This is a genomic window from Streptomyces sp. McG3 (assembly GCF_018619185.1).
In the GTDB taxonomy this organism is placed as follows: Bacteria; Actinomycetota; Actinomycetes; order Streptomycetales; family Streptomycetaceae; genus Streptomyces.
Genome location: NZ_JAAXYC010000050.1, coordinates 15,010 through 35,906, shown reverse-complemented (window position 1 = coordinate 35,906; position 20,897 = coordinate 15,010). Strand labels below are relative to the sequence as shown.

20 protein-coding genes are annotated in these 20,897 nt (G+C 72.9%); 9 read left to right on the top strand and 11 right to left on the bottom strand.

From position 1 onward, the window contains the following. Together HET64_RS11620 and rsmH are read right to left on the bottom strand one after the other, a co-directional pair. Positions 1-400: septum formation initiator family protein (locus HET64_RS11620; RefSeq protein WP_215104547.1), on the bottom strand; the 400-nt coding region annotated here is incomplete at its 3' end. 61 nt (positions 401-461) lie between these two features. Next, positions 462-1,427: a 16S rRNA (cytosine(1402)-N(4))-methyltransferase RsmH gene (gene rsmH / locus HET64_RS11615; RefSeq protein ID WP_215104546.1), complete on the bottom strand. Its 966-nt coding sequence runs from the start codon at positions 1,425-1,427 to the stop codon at positions 462-464. Between the two features lie 428 nt (positions 1,428-1,855). Here rsmH and HET64_RS11610 point away from each other — a divergent pair, with 428 nt between their 5' ends. The 4 genes from HET64_RS11610 (at position 1,856) to HET64_RS11595 (ending at position 7,507) form a co-directional block, all read left to right on the top strand. Continuing rightward, positions 1,856-2,419 carry a carbonic anhydrase gene (locus HET64_RS11610; protein ID WP_251145170.1) on the top strand — a complete coding sequence of 188 codons (564 nt, stop codon included), beginning with the start codon at positions 1,856-1,858 and terminating at the stop codon, positions 2,417-2,419. A gap of 251 nt (positions 2,420-2,670) precedes the next feature. Beyond that, positions 2,671-3,726, top strand: a complete 1,056-nt coding sequence (locus tag HET64_RS11605) for a MoxR family ATPase (RefSeq protein ID WP_215104543.1) — start codon at positions 2,671-2,673, stop codon at positions 3,724-3,726. Beyond that, entirely contained in the window at positions 3,726-5,093 is a 1,368-nt protein-coding gene (locus HET64_RS11600) for a DUF58 domain-containing protein (RefSeq protein ID WP_215104541.1), read from the top strand. Before HET64_RS11605 ends, HET64_RS11600 begins: the two co-directional genes overlap by 1 nt. Next, positions 5,090-7,507, top strand: a complete 2,418-nt coding sequence (locus tag HET64_RS11595) for a DUF3488 and transglutaminase-like domain-containing protein (RefSeq protein ID WP_215104540.1) — start codon at positions 5,090-5,092, stop codon at positions 7,505-7,507. The genes HET64_RS11600 and HET64_RS11595 overlap by 4 nt, the downstream gene beginning before the upstream one ends. A gap of 258 nt (positions 7,508-7,765) precedes the next feature. Here HET64_RS11595 and HET64_RS11590 read toward each other — a convergent pair whose 3' ends face one another. The 3 genes from HET64_RS11590 to HET64_RS11580 form a co-directional block, all read right to left on the bottom strand. Continuing rightward, on the bottom strand, positions 7,766-8,170 hold the full coding sequence (locus HET64_RS11590; RefSeq protein WP_050358051.1) for a DUF3040 domain-containing protein: 405 nt from the start codon (positions 8,168-8,170) through the stop codon (positions 7,766-7,768). Positions 8,171-8,417: 247 nt separating this feature from the next. Beyond that, positions 8,418-9,176, bottom strand: a complete 759-nt coding sequence (locus HET64_RS11585) for a methyltransferase (protein ID WP_215104538.1) — start codon at positions 9,174-9,176, stop codon at positions 8,418-8,420. A gap of 163 nt (positions 9,177-9,339) precedes the next feature. Further along, positions 9,340-9,867 (bottom strand): SAV_6107 family HEPN domain-containing protein, encoded by a 528-nt coding sequence (locus tag HET64_RS11580; RefSeq protein ID WP_215104536.1) that lies wholly within the window; start codon positions 9,865-9,867, stop codon positions 9,340-9,342. A 165-nt stretch (positions 9,868-10,032) separates the two neighbouring features. Here HET64_RS11580 and HET64_RS11575 point away from each other — a divergent pair, with 165 nt between their 5' ends. The 5 genes from HET64_RS11575 to HET64_RS11555 all read left to right on the top strand — a co-directional run bounded on the left by HET64_RS11575 (position 10,033) and on the right by HET64_RS11555 (position 16,071). Beyond that, on the top strand, positions 10,033-10,770 hold the full coding sequence (locus HET64_RS11575; protein ID WP_215104534.1) for an ATP-binding cassette domain-containing protein: 738 nt from the start codon (positions 10,033-10,035) through the stop codon (positions 10,768-10,770). Further along, a complete protein-coding gene (locus HET64_RS11570; protein WP_215104532.1) occupies positions 10,763-12,850 on the top strand; it encodes a YhgE/Pip family protein in 2,088 nt (695 codons plus the stop codon). The genes HET64_RS11575 and HET64_RS11570 overlap by 8 nt, the downstream gene beginning before the upstream one ends. 53 nt (positions 12,851-12,903) lie before the next feature. After that, positions 12,904-13,515, top strand: coding sequence for a TetR/AcrR family transcriptional regulator (locus tag HET64_RS11565; protein WP_215104530.1), 612 nt, complete (start codon positions 12,904-12,906; stop codon positions 13,513-13,515). Positions 13,516-13,907: 392 nt separating this feature from the next. Further along, positions 13,908-14,525: a DUF4126 domain-containing protein gene (locus HET64_RS11560; RefSeq protein ID WP_215104528.1), complete on the top strand. Its 618-nt coding sequence runs from the start codon at positions 13,908-13,910 to the stop codon at positions 14,523-14,525. Between the two features lie 31 nt (positions 14,526-14,556). Further along, positions 14,557-16,071, top strand: a complete 1,515-nt coding sequence (locus HET64_RS11555) for an NAD(P)/FAD-dependent oxidoreductase (protein WP_215104525.1) — start codon at positions 14,557-14,559, stop codon at positions 16,069-16,071. A gap of 62 nt (positions 16,072-16,133) precedes the next feature. On the opposite strand, the gene HET64_RS11550 is transcribed toward HET64_RS11555, so the two are convergent. The 6 genes from HET64_RS11550 to HET64_RS11525 form a co-directional block, all read right to left on the bottom strand. Then, entirely contained in the window at positions 16,134-16,859 is a 726-nt protein-coding gene (locus tag HET64_RS11550) for a hypothetical protein (RefSeq protein WP_215104523.1), read from the bottom strand. Positions 16,860-16,908: 49 nt separating this feature from the next. After that, complete coding sequence (gene metF / locus HET64_RS11545; RefSeq protein ID WP_215104521.1) at positions 16,909-17,826, bottom strand: methylenetetrahydrofolate reductase [NAD(P)H]; 918 nt, start codon at positions 17,824-17,826, stop codon at positions 16,909-16,911. Positions 17,827-18,023: 197 nt separating this feature from the next. Continuing rightward, positions 18,024-18,674, bottom strand: coding sequence for a thiamine phosphate synthase (gene thiE / locus HET64_RS11540; RefSeq protein ID WP_215104499.1), 651 nt, complete (start codon positions 18,672-18,674; stop codon positions 18,024-18,026). 75 nt (positions 18,675-18,749) lie between these two features. Beyond that, a complete protein-coding gene (locus HET64_RS11535) occupies positions 18,750-19,115 on the bottom strand; it encodes an Rv2175c family DNA-binding protein (RefSeq protein ID WP_215104497.1) in 366 nt (121 codons plus the stop codon). An 82-nt stretch (positions 19,116-19,197) separates the two neighbouring features. Beyond that, positions 19,198-20,439, bottom strand: coding sequence for an NAD(P)/FAD-dependent oxidoreductase (locus HET64_RS11530; protein ID WP_215104495.1), 1,242 nt, complete (start codon positions 20,437-20,439; stop codon positions 19,198-19,200). Positions 20,440-20,530: 91 nt separating this feature from the next. Further along, positions 20,531-20,872, bottom strand: a complete 342-nt coding sequence (locus tag HET64_RS11525; protein WP_215104493.1) for a hypothetical protein — start codon at positions 20,870-20,872, stop codon at positions 20,531-20,533. Positions 20,873-20,897: the final 25 nt, after the last annotated feature.

Genomic DNA, 20,897 nt, shown 5'->3' with positions numbered 1-20,897 from the left:
GCGTGGGGCTGGGGCTCGGCGACGGCGGGGCGGTGGCCTCGGTGGGGTTGCCGCGGACCGTGCCGTCGGGGTTCAGGAAGGCGGGGCTGCCGCCGGGGACCATGCCCAGTTCCCGGGCGCGGCGTTCCAGGGCGTCGGGCTGGGAACGGCTGTCGACGTCGCGCTGGAGCGCCTGTTGCTCGTCGGTGAGCTCGGTGGTGTCCCGCTTCAGCTCGCTGAGCCTGAACGACCCTTCGTTGAGCGCGGAGTTCAGCAGGAGCAGGGCGATGAGCCCGCCGCCCAGGAGCAGGACGACCAGCAGCACGAAGGGGGTGCGGGCCGCGGTGCTGGGCCCGGTGGACGGCATCAGCCGGGCGAGCCGGGCGGCCCGCCCCTTCAGCGGTGCGGCCGGTTTGCTCACCGCACGGCTCCCCTGCCGCCCGGCGCCGGGCGGCCGCTTCGCGTCGGGCGACGCCGGGTGCTCATCGCTCCTCCGCGCGGATGCGCTGGGCGCCGCGCAGCCGGGCGGGGGCGGCGCGCCGGTTCTCGGCGACCTCCTCCTCGGTGGGCAGCTCGGCGCCCCGGGTGAGCTGCTTCAGCCGGGGCTGGTAGCGCTCGGGGACGACGGGCAGTCCGGGGGGCGCGGTGTTGGCGGCGCCGGCCGCGAAGACCTGCTTGACCAGCCGGTCCTCCAGCGAGTGGTAGGACAGCACAGCGATGCGGCCGCCGACGTCGAGGCACCGGACGGCGGCCGGAATGGCCCGCTCCAGGACGCTCAGCTCGCCGTTGACCTCGATGCGCAGAGCCTGGAAGGTCCGCTTCGCGGGGTTGCCGCCGGTGCGCTTGGCGGCCTGCGGCAGCGCGTCGCGGATCAGCTCGACGAGCCGGGCGCTGTTGCTGAACGGCTCCTTCTCGCGCTCGCGGACGACGGCGGAGACGATCCGCTTGGCCTGCTTCTCCTCGCCGTACGCGCGCAGGATCCGGACCAGTTCGCCGGGCGGATAGGTGTTGAGCACCTCGGCGGCGCCCATGCCCGTGCTCTGGTCCATCCGCATGTCGAGCGGGGCGTCCTGGGCGTAGGCGAATCCGCGGTCGGCCTCGTCCAGTTGCATGGAGGAGACGCCGAGGTCGAACAGCACGCCCTGGACCTTCGGGATCCCGAGCCGCGCGAGGACATCGGGGAGCTCGTCGTAGACCGCGTGGACGAGGGTGGCGCGGTCGCCGTAGGGGGCGAGGCGTTCACCGGAGAGCCGGAGCGCCTCCTTGTCGCGGTCCAGGGCGATCAGCCGGGCGGTGGGGAAGGAGGCGAGCAGCGCCTCGCTGTGACCGCCGAGGCCGAGGGTGCAGTCGACGACCACGGGCTCCGGGTGGGCCGGGTCCTGGAGAGCCGGGGCCAACAGGTCCAGACACCTCTGGAGCATCACGGGGACGTGTCGGGTCTGGCTCAAGGCGCCCTCTCAGGCTCTGTCCCGCGCGGCCGGCACGTACGTCCTGGTCCCCGCCCGCTCTGAAGGGGAGGTCCGCCGGCGCCGGGGAAGAGGCGTCGGCCGACCGAGAGCGGGAGAGGGCCGGGTCGCACGTACGCCGCACATCACGGGGGAAATACGGAATATGCAGGAGGTGCAGGGGGTGCGTCGGGGCAGCGGGTAGGGAGGCGGTTGGTGACTTCGCGTTACTTTAGTCCACCCTGCCATTCGATCGATTCGCGATCAACGAACCGGGCAGCGAGTCGCGCCACCCGTCCGGATGCGGCGAACCCACCCGAACGGGTGCATCCCTGTGAGTCTTGTGGGTTAGCTCACAACAAGCCGAGTTGACGTTTTTTGTCCGCTCTCACAGCACGCCCGGGCCAGGTGGGAAGGCTAACGTCGTATCCATGTCGACTTCTGCTCACTCCCCCGCCGAGTCCGTGACGTCCACCGCTGCGGCGGTCCGCGAGGGGGGCCAGGTCACCGACCGGCTCGTCGCACTGAACGCCGGGTACGCGAAGGACTTCCGCGATCCGGGCATGGACGCGCGCCCCGTCCTCCAGGTCGCCGTGGTCGCCTGCATGGACGCCCGTCTCGACCTGCACGCGGCGCTCGGCCTGGAGCTCGGCGACTGCCACACCATCCGTAACGCGGGCGGCGTGGTCACCGACGACGTGATCCGCTCGCTGACCATCAGCCAGCGGGCGCTCGGCACCCGCAGCGTGGTCCTCATCCACCACACCAACTGCGGCCTGGAGTCCCTCACCGAGGACTTCCGGCAGGAGCTGGAGCGCGAGGTGGGCCAGCGTCCGGTCTGGGCGGTCGAGGCCTACTCGGACGCCGACCAGGACGTGCGCCAGTCGATGCAGCGGGTGCGCACCTCGCCGTTCCTGCTCCACACCGACGACGTGCGCGGGTTCGTCTTCGACGTGACCACCGGTCTGCTGCGCGAGATCCACTCCGTTTCCTGAACGCACTCACCTCGCTCCCCGGCCCTCCGCCGTACCTCCCGCACTCATTCACCGCGCATCGCGGTGCAAAATCGCGACAGACGCTGACATTTCACACCCACTTATCCACAGGCGAGTGACACGAAGCGGTAACGGCAACAAGAATGCGGGTGTGACATCCCCGGGTCTTCCGGAGGAGTGTCCCGATTTTTCGGGGTGGGCCGCGCGGGTACGCGCGACGGCCCCTGCGCAAAAGGGCCGAGGAGGGCCGGGTGACGACCTATGACGATCGAGCGAGCCTCACGGATCTGACCACCACAGCAGAGCGGGTACGCAAGTCGGTGGAGGGTGTGATCGAGGGCAAGCCCGAGGTCGTACGGCTATCACTGACAGTGCTTCTCGCCGAGGGGCATCTCCTCATCGAGGACGTCCCCGGTGTCGGCAAGACCATGCTGGCCAAGGCGCTGGCGCGGTCCATCGACTGTTCGGTGCGACGGATCCAGTTCACACCGGATCTGCTGCCCTCGGACATCACCGGTGTGTCGATCTTCGACCAGCAGCGGCGGGACTTCGAGTTCAAGCCGGGCGCGATCTTCGCCCAGATCGTGATCGGCGACGAGATCAACCGCGCCTCGCCGAAGACGCAGTCGGCGCTGCTGGAGTCGATGGAGGAGCGCCAGGTCACGATCGACGGGCACTCCTACGAGCTGCCCGACCCGTTCATGGTGGTGGCCACCCAGAACCCGGTCGAGATGGAGGGCACCTACCCGCTGCCCGAGGCCCAGCGCGACCGCTTCATGGCCCGGGTCTCCATCGGCTACCCGAGCCCGGAGGCCGAGCTCCAGATGCTCGACGTGCACGGGGGCGTCTCCCCGCTGGACGACCTCCAGCCGGTGGCCCACGCCCACGACATCGTGAAGCTGATCGACGCCGTCCGTACGGTGCACGTCGCCGACGCCGTGCGGCGCTACGCCGTGGAGCTCGTCGGGGCCACCCGGAGCCACCCCGACCTCAGACTCGGCGCGTCCCCGCGCGCGACGCTGCACCTGCTGCGCGCCGCGAAGGCCTCCGCCGCGCTCAGCGGGCGCGACTACGCCCTGCCGGACGACGTGCAGGCGCTGGCCACGCCGGTGCTCGCGCACCGGCTGCTGCCCACCGCCCAGGCCCAGCTGAACCGCCGCTCGGCGGAGCAGGTGGTCCTGGAGATCATCCAGCGCACCCCCGTACCGACCTCGGCCGGTGGCACGGCGCCGCCCGCGCCCGGCGGGCAGGAGCCGGGCCGCCCGCTGTACCACCAGCAGCAGCAGCCCGGGGCACGGCGGCTGTGATGGCGGCCGGCGAGCCCGGCGCCGTGGAGGACGGTGACAGGAAGGGCGGCCTCCGGGCGGCCCTGGGGGGACTGACCACCCGGGGACGCTCGTTCCTGGCCGCCGGTCTCGCCGCCGCCGTCTGCGCGTACGTCCTGGGCCAGGGCGATCTGCTGCGGGTCGGACTGCTGCTGGCCGTGCTGCCCCTGGTCTGCGTGACCGTGCTCTACCGCACCCGCTACCGGGTGACGGGCACCCGGCGGCTCTCACCGTCGCGCGTGCCCGCGGGCGCCGAGGCCCGGGTGCACCTGCGGATGGAGAACGTCTCCCGGCTGCCCACCGGACTGCTGATGCTCCAGGACCGTGTTCCGTACGTCCTCGGCCCGCGCCCCCGCTTCGTCCTGGACCGGGTGGAGGCGGGCGGACGGCGCGAGGTGTCCTACCGGGTCCGCTCCGACCTGCGCGGACGCTATCCCCTGGGCCCGTTGCAGCTGCGGCTCAGCGACCCGTTCGGGATGTGCGAGCTGACCCGCTCCTTCAGCGCGTACGACACCCTCGTCGTCATCCCGCGCACGGTGCCGCTGCCCGTACTGCGGCTGGCGGGCGAGGCCTCCGGATACGGCGACGGGCGGCAGCGGTCCCTCGCGCTGGCCGGTGAGGACGACATCATTCCGCGCGGCTACCGGCACGGCGACGATCTGCGCCGGGTCCACTGGCGCTCCACCGCCCGCCACGGCGAGCTGATGGTGCGCCGTGAGGAACAGCCGCAGCGGGCCAGGTGCACGGTCCTGCTGGACACCCGGGGGATCGGCTACCAGGGCGCCGGGCCCGACTCGGCCTTCGAATGGGCGGTCTCCGGGGCGGCCTCGGCGCTCGTGCACATGCTGGAGCACGGCTTCGCCGTACGGCTGCTCACGGACGACGGGAACGCGGTGCCCGGCGAGGGGTCGGGCGGTTTCGCGGGCTCGACCCAGGAGTCCGCGGACTCGGCGGGCCTGATGCTCGACACGCTCGCGGTGGTCGGCCATTCCGACGGCGGGGGCCTCTCGCGCGCCCACGACGTGCTGCGCGGCGGCAACGAGGGACTGCTCATCGCCTTCTTCGGCGATCTGGACGAGGAACAGGCCGCGGTCGCGGCCCGGATGCGGCAGCGGGCCGGGGCGGGGGTCGCCTTCGTCCTGGACAGCGCCGCCTGGGCCGGCGACGAGGACGACGCGGGGCGGGCCGAGGAGCGGCTGCGGCGGCTGCGCGAGTCGGGCTGGATCGCGGTGCCCGTGGAGCCGGGGGCCGAACTGCCCGCACTGTGGCAGCTGGCGGGCGGGATGCGCACGGATTCGCCGTCGGGCACGAGCGGCGGCGCGACAGGTTTCACGGGGAGATGGTCATGAGCGGGCGGGCCAGGCTGGCGCTGTGCGCCTATGCGGCGACACTGCTGGCGGCGGGGGCGCTGATCCCGCTGGTGGAGGGGGTCGGCTGGCTGGTGCAGGCGGCGGTGCTGCTCGGCGTCCAGAGCGGGGTGGGCGCCCTCGCGCGCCGGGTGCCGCTGGCGAGGACGCTGACCATCGGCGTCCAGACGCTGGTCACCCTGCTGCTGCTGACGCTGGTGTTCGTCCGGGACCACGCCCTGTTCGGGGTGGTGCCCGGGCCGGGGGCCCTCATGCGGCTCGGTGAGCTGCTGGTGGCGGGCGGGGAGGACGTCGGCACGTACGCCATCCCGGCCCCGATGACCGACGGCATCAAGCTGATGGTGGTCGGCGGGGTGCTCCTGATCGGTCTCGCCGTGGACGCCCTGGCGGTCACCTTCCGCAGCGCGGCCCCCGCCGGACTGCCCCTCCTCGCCCTGTATTCGGTCGCGGCCGGTCTCTCCGACGGCGGAGCGAGCTGGCTGTGGTTCCTGCTGGCGGCGTCCGGCTATCTGCTGCTCCTGCTGGCGGAGGGCCGGGACCGGCTCTCCCAGTGGGGCCGCGTCTTCGGTGGCGCCACGCGGAATTCGGGCGGGCTGGCCGACGGGCTGGCCGGGGTGAGCGGCGGCTCCTCCCCCGTCCGGACCGGGCGGCGGATCGGTGTGTTCGCGCTCGGCATCGCCCTGGTGGCCCCCCTGGCGCTGCCCGCCCTGGACAGCGGCCTGCTGGGCGGCGACGGCCCGGGAACCGGCAGGGGCAGCGGCGGCGGCACCATCTCCGCGGTGAATCCGCTGGTCTCGCTGCAGAACAACCTCAACCAGCCGGACAACCGGGAGGTGATGACGTACCGCAGCAACATCGAGGACCCGCAGAGTCTCTACCTCCGGATCCTGGCCCTGGACGAGTTCAACGGCAGCGAGTGGCGTTCCTCCACCCGCCGGCTGACGGACGTTCCCGACCGCCTCCCGCAGCCCACCGGTCTCGGCAGGGACGTCTCCGTCACCGAGGTCCGGACGAACATCTCCGCATCGGGCTCCTACCAGCAGACCTATCTGCCGCTCCCCTACCCGGCCAGCGAGGTCCGCGTCGGCGGCCGCTGGCGGTACGAGCCCGAGGGCCGCACCCTGGTCGGCGACGACGGGCAGACCACGCGCGGCGCGAGTTACGAGGTCGGCAGTCTGGTCGTCGAACCCACGGCGGACCAGCTCGCGGCCGCGGGGTCGCCGCCCCAGGAGCTGGTCCGCGAGTACACCCAGGTTCCCGGCTCCCTGCCGAAGGTGGTCGCCGAGACCGCCGAGCAGGTCACCGAAGGCGCGTCCAACGCGTACGAGCAGGCCGTGAAGCTCCAGGACTGGTTCGCGTCCGACGGCGGCTTCACGTACGACACGACGGTCACCTCGGGGACGGGGTCGTCCGCCATCGCCCGGTTCCTGCGCGACAAGGAGGGCTTCTGCGTCCACTTCTCGTTCTCGATGGCCGCGATGGCCCGGACGCTGGGCATCCCGGCCCGGGTGGCGGTGGGCTTCACCCCGGGGACCATGAAGGCGGACGGAGCGGTCTCGGTCGGGCTGCGCGACGCGCACGCCTGGCCCGAGCTGTATTTCGAGGGGGTCGGCTGGACCCGGTTCGAGCCCACCCCGAGCCGCGGCAGCACGCCCTCGTGGACCCGCCCCGAGGTGCCCACGGACAGTGCGAGCGACGTCGCCGAGCCCTCCGCGGACACCTCCGACGAGCCGTCCGCGGCGCCCTCCGCCGACGACAGCTGCCCGCCGCAGTTGCGTCAGGAAGGCGGGTGCGGTCCCTCGCAGGAGCCGGGAGCCGCGCTGCCGACCGACCGGGGCACCCCGGCCGGGACGGTGCTGCTGGTGATCCTCGCCGCGGTCCTGGTGCTGGTCCTGCCGTTGTCACCGCTGCTGTGGCGGACCCGGACGCGGAACCGCCGGATGGGCTCCGGGGGCCGGACGCCCGCGGACGCCGCCGCGCGGACGCTGGCCGCCTGGCGGGAGCTCACCGACACGGCCTGGGACCACGGCATCGCGCCGGACGGGTCGCTGACGCCCCGGAAGGCGGCGGCCAGGATCGTGCGGCTGGGCCGCCTCGACACCACCGCGGCCGAGGCGGTGCACCGGATCGCGAGCTCGGTGGAGCAGGTGCTGTACGCCCCCGAGCCGCGCCCCGCGTCTGGACTGGCCGAGGACGTGTCGGCGGTACGGACGGGTCTGCGGGCATCGGCCGACCGCGGGACCCGGCTGCGGGCAGCGCTCCTGCCCCGATCGTCCGTCCGGGTGGTGTGGGCCCTCACCGAGCGCCGGACGGCGCTCGGTGAGCGATGGGCGGGCCGCCGGGGAGCCGGTCGCTGGACGGCCCGGCTGCGCCGCCTGACGCGTCAGCACGGCTGAGGCGGTCGGGGGCCGACGCACGACAGAGCCTGCGGTCCCGGCCCCGGGAAGGGGCCGGGACCGCAGGCTCAGCGCTGTCGGGCAACGGCGCCACGGCCGACGGCGCGGTCGGGCAGGGCGCACCGTGGGCAGCGGCTCAAGGGGCACCGTCGGGCAACGGCTGAGGGGCGGCCGCGGAAAATGCGGCCACCCCTCACCCATCGGTGTCGTACGTCGTGCCCGTGCTCGGCCCTGTGAAGAAGAACAGGGCCGAGGCGTCTACTGGCCCTGTTCGTCGCGGCGGCGCTGCCACCGCTGCTCGATGCGGTTCATCATCGACCGGCGTTGTCTCGGTCGGCGGCTCGCGCCGCTGTCCCCGCTGCCTGCGGCAGCCGGCTGTTGTTCACCGGGCTTGGGCGCCTTGCGCCATCCGGTGACCGCGAGCACGGCACAGCCGAGCATGACGAGGAACCCCACCACGCTGATCCAGATCTGCTGGGCGACCATTCCGGCCATGAGGAGCGCGATACCCACCAGGAAGCCAGCGACCGCCTGATAGACCCTTTTCCGGGTATACGTACGCAGTCCGCTTCCCTCGAGCGCTGTCGCGAACTTGGGATCTTCGGCGTACAGCGCTCGCTCCATCTGCTCGAGCATGCGCTGCTCGTGCTCCGAGAGCGGCACGGGATCCTCCTCGTCGTCGGCCGCGGGGGCGACCGGTATGCGGCCCTTCCAGGATAGGCAGGGATTCGCCCCCGTGAAACCCGCCCTCTAGCGCTCAGCCAGTCCGGACCGCTATGTCGGCTCGGCTGTTGAGGCGTAGATTCCCCGACGACCGATCCGCCATGCCGGATGGTGTCACCCGATCATACGGGGCGTACGCCCGGTACGGGGGTCCTGAGTCCCAGTCCGTCCGCAGCTGCGTTGCTGATCAGCGGTGCTTCTCGCCCAGAACATGGAGCTGGGTGGCGATGGAGTGGAACGCGGGCTGCTCGGCGACGGCCGCTTCGAGCTTGAGGAGCGCCTCCACGGCGCCGGGCTCGGTGTCCACCAGGACGCCCGGCACGAGGTCGGCGAAGACTCGGACCCCGTGCACCGCGGCGATCTCCAGACCGGCCGAGGAGACCAGGTCGGAGAGCTGATCGGCGGTGAACCTGCGGGGCACCGGGTCCCCCTCGCCCCAACGGCCCGCCGGGTCGGTGAGCGCCTGCCGGGCCTCTGTGAAGTGACCGGCGAGCGCGCGGGCCAGGACGGCTCCGCCCAGGCCGGCGGCCAGCAGGCTGAGCGCGCCGGAGGGCCGCAGCGCCTCGACCGCGTTGCGGACGCCCTCGGCGGGCTCGTCGACGTACTCCAGGACGCCGTGGCAGAGCACCGCGTCGAAGCCGTCGCGCTCCACGACGTCGAACAGGCCGAGGATGTCGCCCTGGACTCCCCGGACCCGGTCGGCGACCCCGGCCTCGGCCGCGCGGCGCTCCAGCGCGAAGAGCGCGTTGGGGCTGGGGTCGACGACGGTGACCCGGTGGCCGAGCCGGGCCGCGGGCACGGCGAAGTTGCCGGTGCCGCCGCCGGTGTCGAGAACATCCAGGGCGTCCCTGCCGGTCGCCTTGACCTGACGGTCCAGAGCGTCCTTGAGGACCTCCCAGACCACGGCGGTACGGAGAGAGGCGCGGGGGCGCGGCTGGTCCGACACGGCAGATGACTCCTCGGCAACGTGCCGCCGGGGACGGCGGAGCGTGAACAGTGCGGGTGGTGAGGTGAGCGGTCACCACCCTATTGCCTCGCCCCGCCGTTCCGGGGCCCGGCGTCGGCCCGGCGCCGTCGCCCGGTGGCGCCGGTCCGGCGCGGGCCCCGGGTCACCCGCCGCCCGGGCGCTCCGGGCGTGGTTGCGGGAGCACCGGCTGGAGGACCAGGAGCCGTTCCACCAGGCGCAGGAACATGGCCGCGTCGCGGAGCAGGTCGTCGGCGTCGCGCCCGGTGGCGGCTCCCGGCATGCCGGCCTCCGCACGGGCCCGGCGCAGGGCGCCCGAGGCGAAGAGGGCGCTCCATTCGGTCAGTTCCGGTGCTATCTCCGGGAGGACCTCCCAGGCACTGCGGATGCGTTCGCGGCGGCGCTTGTTCGTCTCGGGGCGGCCTCGGGCGGCCAGCACGGCCGCCGCGGTGCGCAGGGCGGCGAGGTGCGCGGTGGCGTACCGCTCGTTGGGCTCGTGGAGCACGGCGGCCTCGTCGAGGCCGGAGCGGGCCTTGGCGAGCAGTTCGAGAGCGGCGGGCGGCGCCGTGCTGCGGCGCAGCACGGGGTGGACATCGCCGGCCGGACCGGTCAGTGAGGGGGCAGGGCTGCCTGCGCGGCGCCGCGGGGCGGCGGCTGCGGACGAGCTGGCCATGACGAACCTCCTGTCGTCGTGTGACGGCTTCGTGGCCGTCTGTGTCCATGGTGGCGGTCCCCACTGACAATCGACCTCGGCACACCCCTGACCTGCCGTTTTGCTTCGAGCGCGAGTTCGTACTACTTTTTTGCACTGACTGGTCAGTTCAAAAGGGGAGAGTCTGTGGAGAGCCCGCACGGCGCGGCTGTCGCCGCCGAGGACTTCGGACTGGAAGGACCGCGCGGCCGGGTCTTCCGGAACGTGACGTTCAGTGCCGAGCCAGGAACGCTGGTGGCCATCGAGGGACCGTCGGGATCGGGCCGCACCTGCCTGCTGCTCGCCCTGACCGGTCGGATGCGCCCCACCGGGGGCCGCGCCGAGACCGGCGGACTGCGACTGCCCGAGCAGGCCTCCGCCGTCCGCCGGATCGCCGCCCTGGGTCCGGTCCCGGGCGTCAGCGAGCTGGACCCCGCCTTCACCGTCGCCGAGCACCTGGGCGAGCGCGCCCTCCTCCAGGGCCGCTACGGCGCCTCCCTGCGCACCCTGCTGCGCCCGCGCGCCGAACGCCGGGCAGCGGCCCGCGCCCGGGTCGACGAGGCTCTTGAGGCCGCGGGCCTCGACCTCGCCACGCTGCCCAAGGCGGGGCGCACCTCCGTGCGGGATCTGGAGCGTCTTGAGGCGCTGCGGCTGTCCGTGGCGCTGGCACTGATCGGCGAGCCGCGGCTCCTCGCCGTCGACGACACCGACCTCAAGCTCCCGGACGCCGAACGCGACCGGGCCTGGGAGCTGCTGCGCTCCGTGACCGACGCCGGGACGACCGTGCTCGCCGTGTGCAGCGAGGCCCCCGAGGACGCCCTGGTCGTGCGTACCGGGCCCGTCACCGAGGAACCCACCACCGATGAGGAGACGGCCGATGCGTAGCCCGAAGCTGGCCGCGCTCGAATTGAAGCGGTTCGGGCGGGGGAGGCTGCCGGCCGCCGCGCTGGTGGCCCTGCTGCTCCTGCCCCTGCTCTACGGCGCCCTGTACCTGTACTCGTTCTGGGACCCGTACGGGAAGCTCGACAAGCTGCCCGTCGCCCTGGTCAACGACGACAGGGGGGCCACCGACGACGGCAAGAGCGTCGCGGCCGGGGACGAGATCAGCGAGAAGCTGCTCGACTCCAAGGTGTTCGACTGGCACGAGGTGAGCTCAGCCGAGGCCGAGAAGGGCGTCGAGGAGGGTACGTACTACCTCTCGCTGACGATGCCGTCGGACTTCAGCAAGAAGATCGCGTCCAGCGGCGGGGACTCCCCCGAGACCGGCGCGCTCCAGGTGCGGACGAACGACGCGAACAACTACATCGTCGGGCAGATCTCCAGAACGGTCTTCGGCGAGGTGCGCAACGCCGCCTCCACGAACGCCTCGCGGGGCTTCCTCGACCGCATCTTCATCAACTTCTCCGATCTGCACGACAAGACCGCCGAGGCGGCCAAGGGCGCAGACGACCTCAAGGGCGGCATCTCAAAGGCCAAGCAGGGTTCCAAGGACCTCGCGGACGGCCTCAAGGACTCCAAGGCGGGCAGTAAGAAGCTCTCCGACGGGATCGTCAAGCTGAACCAGGGCTCGCGCGAACTCGCCACGGGCTCGGCCCAGGTCGCCGGAGGCACCCAGGTCCTGGCCGACAAGGTCAACGGCATCGCCACCGACGTACGCCCCTTCTTCCAGGACAACGGGAAGTCCGTCCGCGACACGGCACGCCTGGTCGCGGACACCTCCGCGGCCGTGCGGCACAACCTCGACCTGTTGGTGAAGAGCGCGCCCACCGCCGCCGTCGACGCCAAGGAGGCGGCCGACGAGCTCACCGAGATCCACCGCGCCCGGTGCGAGGAGGCCGAGGAGCCCGACGCCACGGTCTGCCCGCCGCTGGAGCGCGCCAAGGTCACGGCCGTCGACGTCGCGAAGATCGCCGCCGATGTGAACACCCTGGTCACCAACCAGAACGGCGACCTCAAGAAGCTGAGCACCCAGCTGACCGCCTTCCAGAAGCAGGCCGAGGACCTCGCGAAGCGCGCGCCGACGCTGGACGACGACCTGGCGTCGGCCGTGGCCAAGGTCAACGAGCTCAACACCGGCGCCCGCAAGGTCGCCAAGGGCGCGCAGGCGCTGCACACCGGACTCGGCGGCGCGCAGACCGGCTCCAGCGATCTGGACACCGGCGTCGGCAGGCTGAAGACCGGTGCGGAGAACCTGGACGGCGGGCTCTTCCGGCTCGGCGACGGCTCGACCGAGCTGGCCCGGGGCCTCAACGACGGCGTCGACAGGATCCCGGACTACGACAAGAAGGACCGCGACGCGCGGACCGACGTCATGGCCGACCCCGTCCAGCTGGCCTCCAAGTCGCTGCACGAGGCACCCAACTACGGCACCGGCTTCGCCCCGTACTTCATCCCGCTGTCCCTGTGGGTCGGCGCGATGGTGGCGTACATGCTGATCCAGCCGCTCAACAAGCGGGCGCTCGCCGCCGGGGCCTCCTCGTGGCGGATCGCGCTCGCCGGCTGGCTCCCGGTCGCCGCCATCGGCACCCTCCAGGTCGGGGCCCTGATGGCCGTCCTGCACTGGGGCCTCGGCCTCCAGATGGCCGACGCCGCCGGGACGATCGGCTTCCTGGCCCTGGTGACCTGCTGCTTCGCCGCGATCGTGCAGTGGCTGAACGCCTGCTTCGGGGCGGCCGGGCGGATCCTGGTGCTGGTGGTGCTGATGCTCCAGCTGACCTCGGCCGGGGGCACATACCCCGTCCAGACCAGCCCCGGCTTCTTCGGCGCGATCCACCCGTACCTCCCCATGACCTACGTCGTCGAGGGGCTGCGCAGACTGATCACGGGCGGCCCCCTCGGCCCGGTGTGGCTGGGCTGCGCGGTGCTGGGTGCCTTCACCGTCGGCGCGCTGGCCCTGACCGCGTTCACCGCCCGCCGCAAGCAGGTGTGGAGCCTGAGCCGGCTGCACCCGGAGCTGAGCCTGTGAGCGCGCCGGGAGCCGCGCCTGCGAGCACGGCGGGGCCTGAAAGAATCGGCCTCATGGAAAGCAGTGGCACCACGCGCCGCCAGGCCACCCGGCAGAGGCTCTACGAGGCGGCGGTGACGCTCATCGCCGAGAAGGGGTTCTCGGCGACCACCGTCGACGAGATCGCCGAGCGGGCCGGGGTCGCCAAGGGCACGGTCTATTACAACTTCAAGAGCAAGACCGAGCTGTTCGAGGAGTTGCTCCGGCACGGCGTGGGGCTGCTCACGGCCTCGCTGCGGGCCGCCGCCGAGGAGTCCGAGGAGCGCGGGGGCACCCGGGTCGAGGCGCTGGACGCGATGATCCGGGCCGGGCTCGCCTTCATCGACCGCTACCCGGCCTTCACCCAGCTGTACGTGGCCGAGCTCTGGCGCACCAACCGCGCCTGGCAGTCCACGCTGCTGGTGGTACGTCAGGAAGCCGTCGCGGTCGTCGAGGACGTGCTGCGGGAGGCCGTGAGCAGCGGTGAGCTGAGCGACGAGATCGACATCCCGCTCACGGCCGCCGCACTGGTCGGCATGGTGCTCGTGGCGGCGCTGGACTGGCAGGCGTTCCAGCCGGAGCGCTCGATCGACGAGGTGCACTCGGCGCTGTCCCTGCTGCTGCACGGGCGGGTCAGCGGGCACTGAGACCCGCCGGGGGCTCCGGGTCCGGGTCCCGGCCGGGGTGCGGAGAACGTACGGGAGAAGCCGAAGACGCCGGCCGCTGGAGTTCGCATCCCCCGCGAACCTCACCGGACCGGCGTCTTCCGTGCTTGCGGAAACCCGTTCCCCGTGACCCCGTGTCCCCCGTGGTCCCCGGGCCTCCGTCGTGCACCCCCGTTGCGTCGGGGGAACCGCACCGTTCCGCCGCCCCGTGCCGGCGGTCCTGGCGCAGCGCCCCTTCCGTGGTCATCACTCTGCCGTCCTCGCAGGTGGGGGCCTATCCGCGCAGCTACTCATCTCCCTCCCTGAGTACGGATACTCAGGGACGCGCGCCGGACCCCGCCCGGGTCCCGCGCGGGGTCGTTACGATCGCCTGCGTGTCGGTCATCCCCCTGGTGTTCACAAGCGGCTGGGCGAGCGGAATCAACGCGTACGCGGTGGTCCTCCTGCTCGGCCTGTTCGGCGCGACCGGCGTGTCCGACGAGGTGCCCGCCGCCCTGCAGCGCACGGACGTCCTGATCGTGGCCGGTGTGCTGTTCCTCTGCGAGGCGGTGGCGGACAAGATCCCCTACGTGGACTCGGTCTGGGACACCGCGCACACCGTGATCCGGCCGGTGGCCGGGGCGGTGATCGCCGCCCTGCTGGCCGGGGAGAGCGGTTCGCTCCCGGAGCTGGCGGCCGGTGCGATCGGCGGGTCCACGGCGCTGATGAGCCACCTGGTGAAGGCCGGCACGCGGATGGCCGTCAACACCTCCCCGGAGCCGTTCAGCAACGTCGGGATGAGCATCGCCGAGGACCTCGGGGTCGCCGGAGTCATCACCTTCGCCATATTCAACCCGGTGGCGGCCGCCGTGATCGCGGCCGTGCTGCTGGTGCTCGGCATCGTCACCGTGGTCCTCCTCGCCTCGCGGATCCGCCGCTTCCTGCGCCGACGGGCCCAGGGCCGCGAGGAGAAACGCCTGGCCGGCCCGGGTGGGCACCGGCCTCCCGGCTGAGCTGTCGGCGCCGGTCGATAAAGTCACCGGCATGGCACGAATTGCGGTGATCGGCGCCGGGACGGGCGCGATGGCGGCGGCCGCCCGGCTGGCCGTGGCGGGCGAGACGGTGACGGTCTACGAGCGGTCCACGAGTTACGGCGGCTCGGTCGGCCGCCATGAGCACGAGGGCTTCGTCTTCGACACCGGGCCCGGGCTGCTGCACCTCCCCGCCGTCCAGCGGGACCTCTTCGTGAAGACCGGCAAGGAGTCGCTGGAGCAGTCCGTGACCCTGACGCAGGTCGATCCGGCGAGCCGCCATCTCTTCGCGGACGGCACGGCCGTGTCCCTGCCCAACGCCTCCCGGGCCGGGGTGGCCACCGCCCTCGACGACGCCCTCGGCACGGGCGCCGGGGACCGCTGGAGCGACTTCATGGACCGGGCCCGGGACGCCTGGGACCGGTCGCGGCGGCCGCTCCTGGAGGAGCCCCTGCGGGCGGACCACCAGGTGCTGGGGCGCGATCCGTATCCGGCGGTGCGCCGGCGCCGCCTGCTGCGCGGCTCCCGGCAGGCGGGCACGGTCGCGGAGATCGGCGCGTGGGAGCTGGCGGACGCCAGGCTGGCCGCCCTGCTCGACGGGTACGCGCTGGCCCACGGCCTCGACCCGCGCACCGCACCCGCGAGCGCCGCGCTGCTGCCGTACATGGAGCAGACCTTCGGCAGCTGGTACGTGATGGGCGGGATCCGCGAGCTGGCGCGGGCGGTGTACGAGCGCTGCGTGGCCCGCCGGGTGCGGTTCGTCTTCGGGGCCGAGGTGGTCCGGGTCGTCGAGAAGGACGGCCGGGCGGCGGGTGTGGAGCTGGCGGACGGTGAGGTGGCCGAGGCCGACCGGGTGGTGCTCGGGGTCCGGCCGCGCCCGGGGCTGGTGCCGGGTCAGCAGACCTGGGGCGCGGGCGATGTGACGGTCCGGCCGGGCTCCGGCGCGGGTGCGGCGGGCCGGTTCACGGTGCTGCTGTCGCTGCGCGGTGCCCGGGAGGCGGACGCGGTGCACCGGTCGGTGGTGCACAGCGCCGACGGGACGGCGGAGCAGGAGGCGGTGTTCGGGGGCCGGGTCGCTGTCCACCCCACGGTGACGGTGCTGCGCCCCGACGATCCGGCGACCCGTCCGGACGCGGAGCACGAGGCGGTGACGCTCACCGCGACGGTGGCTCCGCAGGGGCCGGTCGACTGGCGGGACGCCGGGGTGCGGCAGCGGTTCGCCGATGTCCTGGTGGGGCGGGCGGCGGCGGCCGTTCCCGGGCTGCGGGAGCGGATCCTGCACACCGAGGTCCGCACGCCCGCGGAGACCGAGGACGGGACGGGGGCCGAGGGCGGTGCGGTGCCGCCGCCCTCGCTGGCCGGGGCCGGCGGAGCGTATCTGCACCCGGGCAACCGCACGCGGCTGCCGGGGCTGTATCTCGCGGGCGGCTGGTCGCACCCGGGCGGCGGGCTGGCGCACGCCGGGATGTCGGGGACGCTGGTGGCCGGGCTCGTCGTGGAGGGCGACGACTTCCGCGGCTCACGCTGAGCGGGAGGGGCCTGAGCGTGTGCCGCTGCCGATGGGCCCCGTCCCCCGGCAGCGGCGCGGCCTCAGTAGCGGTGCTGCTCGTTCTGGCCGGTGTCGTAGCCGTTGCCGTTGCCGTAGGGAGCGGGCTGCTCCGGCGGCATCGGGGGGTACTGCTCGGTGTCGCGCTGCTGCGGGACCCAGACGCCGCCGGGCGGGGTGTCCGCGACGTAGCCCTGGGCGTAGGGGTCGGGGTAGCTCTGCTGCCCGCCCTGGCTGTCGTAGCCGTCGCCGCCGCCCTGGCCGTAGGGGTCGTAACCGCCGTAGGAGGGGGCTCCGTTGGTGGTGCCGATGTACGGGTCGGAGTAGGCGGCGTAGCTCTGCTGGCCGGTGCCGTAGTCGTAGGTCCCGGCGTAGGGGTCCTGGGCCGGGGGCTGTTCGTAGCCGGTGTACGGGTCGTACCCGGGTCCTGTGACCTCCAGGTCCGAGACCTCCAGCGTGGGTTCCTTCACGGCGGCGCCCTCGCCGCCGCCCCTGCGCCGACGGCTCTCCCCCGGACTGCCGCCTATGGCCCAGCCGGTGGAGAAGCCGCGCCGGAAGGACAGCGTCACAAAGGTCTGGCCGGTGGCGAAGGCGAGCGTCCCGACGACGATGACCGGTACGGAGGCCAGCAGCACCCCTACCACCACGCCGAGGAAGCCGCCGAAGGCGAGGAGCCGCCAGCGCAGTCGTGCCTTGTACTGCAACAGCACCTCGCCGAGCAGCCACAGGGCCACCAGACCGAAAGCGATGTAGAGGACCGTCCAGCCCACGCCCGCCCCCTCCTTCGGCCGTAGCCGCGTCGGCGGCGGGTACGACCGGTCACGACTGCTTGTGCAGTCCGAGTTTTTCGTAGATTTCGAGCGTAGCCGTCGAGTTGTTGAGCGTGATGAAGTGCAGTCCGGGCACACCCTCGGACAGCAGCTTCGCGCAGAACTCCGTTGCGAACTCGATGCCAATGGAGCGTACAGCGGCTGGATCGTCCTTGGCCGCGAGGATGCGCTCTTTCAACGACGCGGGCACGGTCGCGTTGCTGAGCTGGGAGAACCTTTCCAATTGCTTCACGCTGGTAAGGGGCATGACCTCGGGGATCACCGGCGTTTCGCAACCCGCGGCGACCACACGGTCACGCATCCGGAGATAGTCCTCCGGGCGGAAGAACATCTGGGTGATCGCATAATCCGCGCCCGCCCGGCACTTGTCCACGAAATGGCCGATGTCCGTCTCCCAGTCGGACGACCGGGGGTGCATTTCGGGAAATGCCGCCACGCCTACGCAGAAGTCGCCCGATTCCTTGATGAGACGGACCAGGTCGGCGGCGTACTTCACCCCCTGCGGGTGCTCGACCCACTCGCCCATCGGGTCGCCCGGCGGGTCGCCGCGGACCGCGAGGATGTTCCTGATGCCCGCGTCGGCGTACTGCCCGACCATGTTGCGCAGCTCGGCGACGGAGTGGTTCACCGCGGTGAGGTGGGCGACCGGGGTGAGGGTGGAGTCGGCGGCGATCCGCTGGGTGGCCCGGACCGTCCCGGCGCGGGTGGAGCCGCCGGCGCCGTACGTCACGGAGACGAAGCTGGGACGGACCGCCTCGACGCGGCGGAGCGCGTTCCAGAGGTTCCGCTCGCCCTTCTCCGTCTTGGGCGCCCAGAACTCGAAGGAGTACGACGTCCTGCCGGTCGCTAGCAGGTCACGCACGGTGCGCGCGTGATCCGTCCTGGTGGAGGGTGTGCCAAGGGCCATAAGGGGAGGTTAACCAGGGGGTGGACGCTCCCCCAACCGGAGCAACCGACTTTGTCTCGTTTTGCCGGACTGTTGTCCATCCCTCGGACAAGCGCCCGAGATGTCCCGCATGGGCGTGCGGGCCGGCAGGCGGGTCGGTACGCGGGCCGACAGGCGGGCCGCCGCGAGGCCGGCCCGTCGGTCGGCGTGCGGAGGACTCAGAGCGCGCGGGCCCTGACGCGTCGGGCCAGGTCGGCGGTGGCGGCGGCCGGATCGCCGGCCTCGGTGATGGCCCGGACGACGACGACACGGCGGGCTCCGGCGTCCAGCACCTGGTCCAGATTGCCCGCGTCGATCCCGCCGATCGCGAACCAGGGCCGTGACCCGCCGAGGGAGGCGGTGTAGCGCACGAGGTCGAGGCCGGGGGCGTGGCGGCCGGGTTTGGTGGGGGTGGGCCAGCAGGGGCCCGTGCAGAAGTAGTCCACACCGTCCTGGGCGAGCGCCGCGTCGACCTCGGCCTCGGCGTGCGTGGAGCGGCCGATCAGCCGGTCGGCGCCGATGATCGCCCGCGCGGCGGGGACCGGGAGGTCGCCCTGGCCGAGGTGGAGCACGTCGGCGCCGATGGCGTGGGCGACGTCGGCGCGGTCGTTCACCGCGAGGAGCTTGCCGTGCCGGCGGCAGGCGTCGGCGAACACGGCGAGGTGCTCCAGCTCCTCGGCGGCCTCCATGCCCTTGTCCCGGAGCTGGACGATGTCGACGCCGGCGGCGAGCACGGCGTCCAGGAAGGCGGGGAGGTCACCCTGGAGCTTGCGGGCGTCCGTGCACAGGTAGAGCCGGGCATCGGACAGTCGCTCGCGAGGCGTGGACATGGGTGGACTCCCCCGTGGTCGTGACGGTGCACGGGCCGCGCCGGGCGGCCCGTGCTCCGCTTCCTGTCGTGTCGGTCAGACGGCGAGCGCCTGGGCGCGGCGCTTCACCTCCGTACCGCGATTCTCGCTCAGCGCCTGCGCGGGGGTGCCGGGCAGGGTCGGGTCGGGAGTGAAGAGCCACTCCAGCATCTCTTCGTCGGAATAGCCGTCGTCCCTCAGGAGGGTCAGGGTGCCGGAGAGGCCCTTGACCACCTTGTCGCCGTCGATGAAGGCGGCGGGCACCTGGAGCGCCCGGTTCTCACCACGGCGTACGGCGATGAGCTGGCCTTCCTTGACCAGCTGCCGTACGCGCGTCACCTGGACATCGAGCATTTCCGCGATGTCGGGGAGGTGGAGCCAGGCGGGGACGAGAGCATCGGTCTTTGCGTCAATCTCGGTCACAGGGACAAGCGTGCCATCCAGGACCGACAGCCGGTAGCCGGGTCCGACCGTACGGGGGTCGGCCCGGCGGTTCCGGGGTCCGTCACAGGGCGGCGGACTTCAGCGGTACGGCGGGGTCGGCCACCTTCTCCGGGTCGAGGACGGCCCCCGACCCGATGAGCCTGCGCCCCTGGGCGAGGTCGCGCGGGCGGCCCACGGCGAGCACGGCCACCAGCGCGCCGTCGCGCAGCCAGCACACCGACCAGGCGGCGTCCGCCCCGTCGCCGCGCCACACCAGGGCGTCGGCGTCCGCGTGGTGGCCGGCGTACTGCACGAAGCGGCCGAACTGCTCGGACCAGAAGTACGGGACGGGGTCGTAGACGGGGAGCGGTCCCCCGTCCTGTGCGGCCATGATCGCGGCGGCCGCGGTGCGCGGGCCCTGGAGGGCGTTGTCCCAGTGGTGGACCAGCAGGCGTGTCCCGTAGCGGGCGGAGGGGAAGGAGGCGCAGTCCCCGACCGCGTACACATCGGGCACCGAGGTGCGCAGCGCGCTGTCGGCGGTGACCGAGCCGTCCGGGCCGAGCGCGACCCCGGAGCCGGCGAGCCAGCGGGTGGCGGGGCGCGCGCCGATGCCTACGACCACGGCCCCGGCGGGCAGGACCCGGCCGTCGTCGAGGACGACGGCCCCCTCCTCGACGCGGTCGACCCGGGTCCCGGTGAGGAGTTCGGCGCCGCTGTCGGCGTACCAGGCGGCCATCGGGGCGGCCACCTCGGCGGGCAGGGCGCCCGCGAGCGGACGGGCGGCGGCCTCGACGACGGTGACGGCGCAGCCCGCGGCGCGGGCGGCGGTGGCGAACTCCGCGCCGATCCAGCCCGCCCCGACGACGACCACGTCGTGCCCCCGGTCCAGGACGGGCCGCAGCCGGGCGGCGTCGTCGAGGGTGCGCAGCAGGTGGACGCCGGGCACGCCATCGGCGCCGGGCAGGGTCATGGGCTCCGCGCCGGTCGCGAGGACCAGGGCGTCGTAGGGCACCGGCCCGTCGGCGGTGTCCAGCACGTGGTCGGCGGCGCGCAGGGCGGTGACGTCCAGGCCGAGGCGCAGGGTGATGTCCAGCGCCTCGAAGTCGACGTCGAAGGCGGAGTCCTCGGCCTTGCCCAGCAGGACGGCCTTGGACAACGGCGGGCGGTCGTAGGGCTGGTGGGGTTCGGCACCGATCAGGGTGACGGACCCGGTGAAACCCGCCTCGCGCAGGGCCACGGCGCTCTGCACGCCCGCCATGCCCGCCCCGACGACCACGACGTGCCGTGCCTGCCGCGCCGCCCGCTGTTCCGTCTGCTCGCTCACCCGTCCACCTTAATCAACTGACGGGCCGTCAGGTAGGGGGGTGCGGGGAAGGAACCCGGGAAGCACCTCGGGAAGGAGCTCAGGAGGAAGATCAGGAAGGAAGCTGTTCCACCACGCTGGTGCCGCTGCCCTCCTGGGACTCCCAGGCCCACCGCTCCTCCAGCCGCACCCGGCCGTCGGCGAGCTCGACGACCGCGGAGAGGCAGTGCCCGGACGAGGTCGTTCCGTCCTGCTTCAGCTGCACGTACCGGAAGTCCAGCGCGTCCCCGTCGCGGGTGCCCACGAGATGACCGCGCACCACGTCGCCGCCCGCGTACTCGGCCCAGATCCGGCCGTCCAGCTCGTGGTAGGTGAAGCGGGTGCGGGTGCCGACCTGGCCCGGGGCCTGGTCGGCGACGGGTGACAGGACGAGTCCGTCGAGCGAACGGGCCATGGCGGGCGCTCCCTTGGTGGCTTGC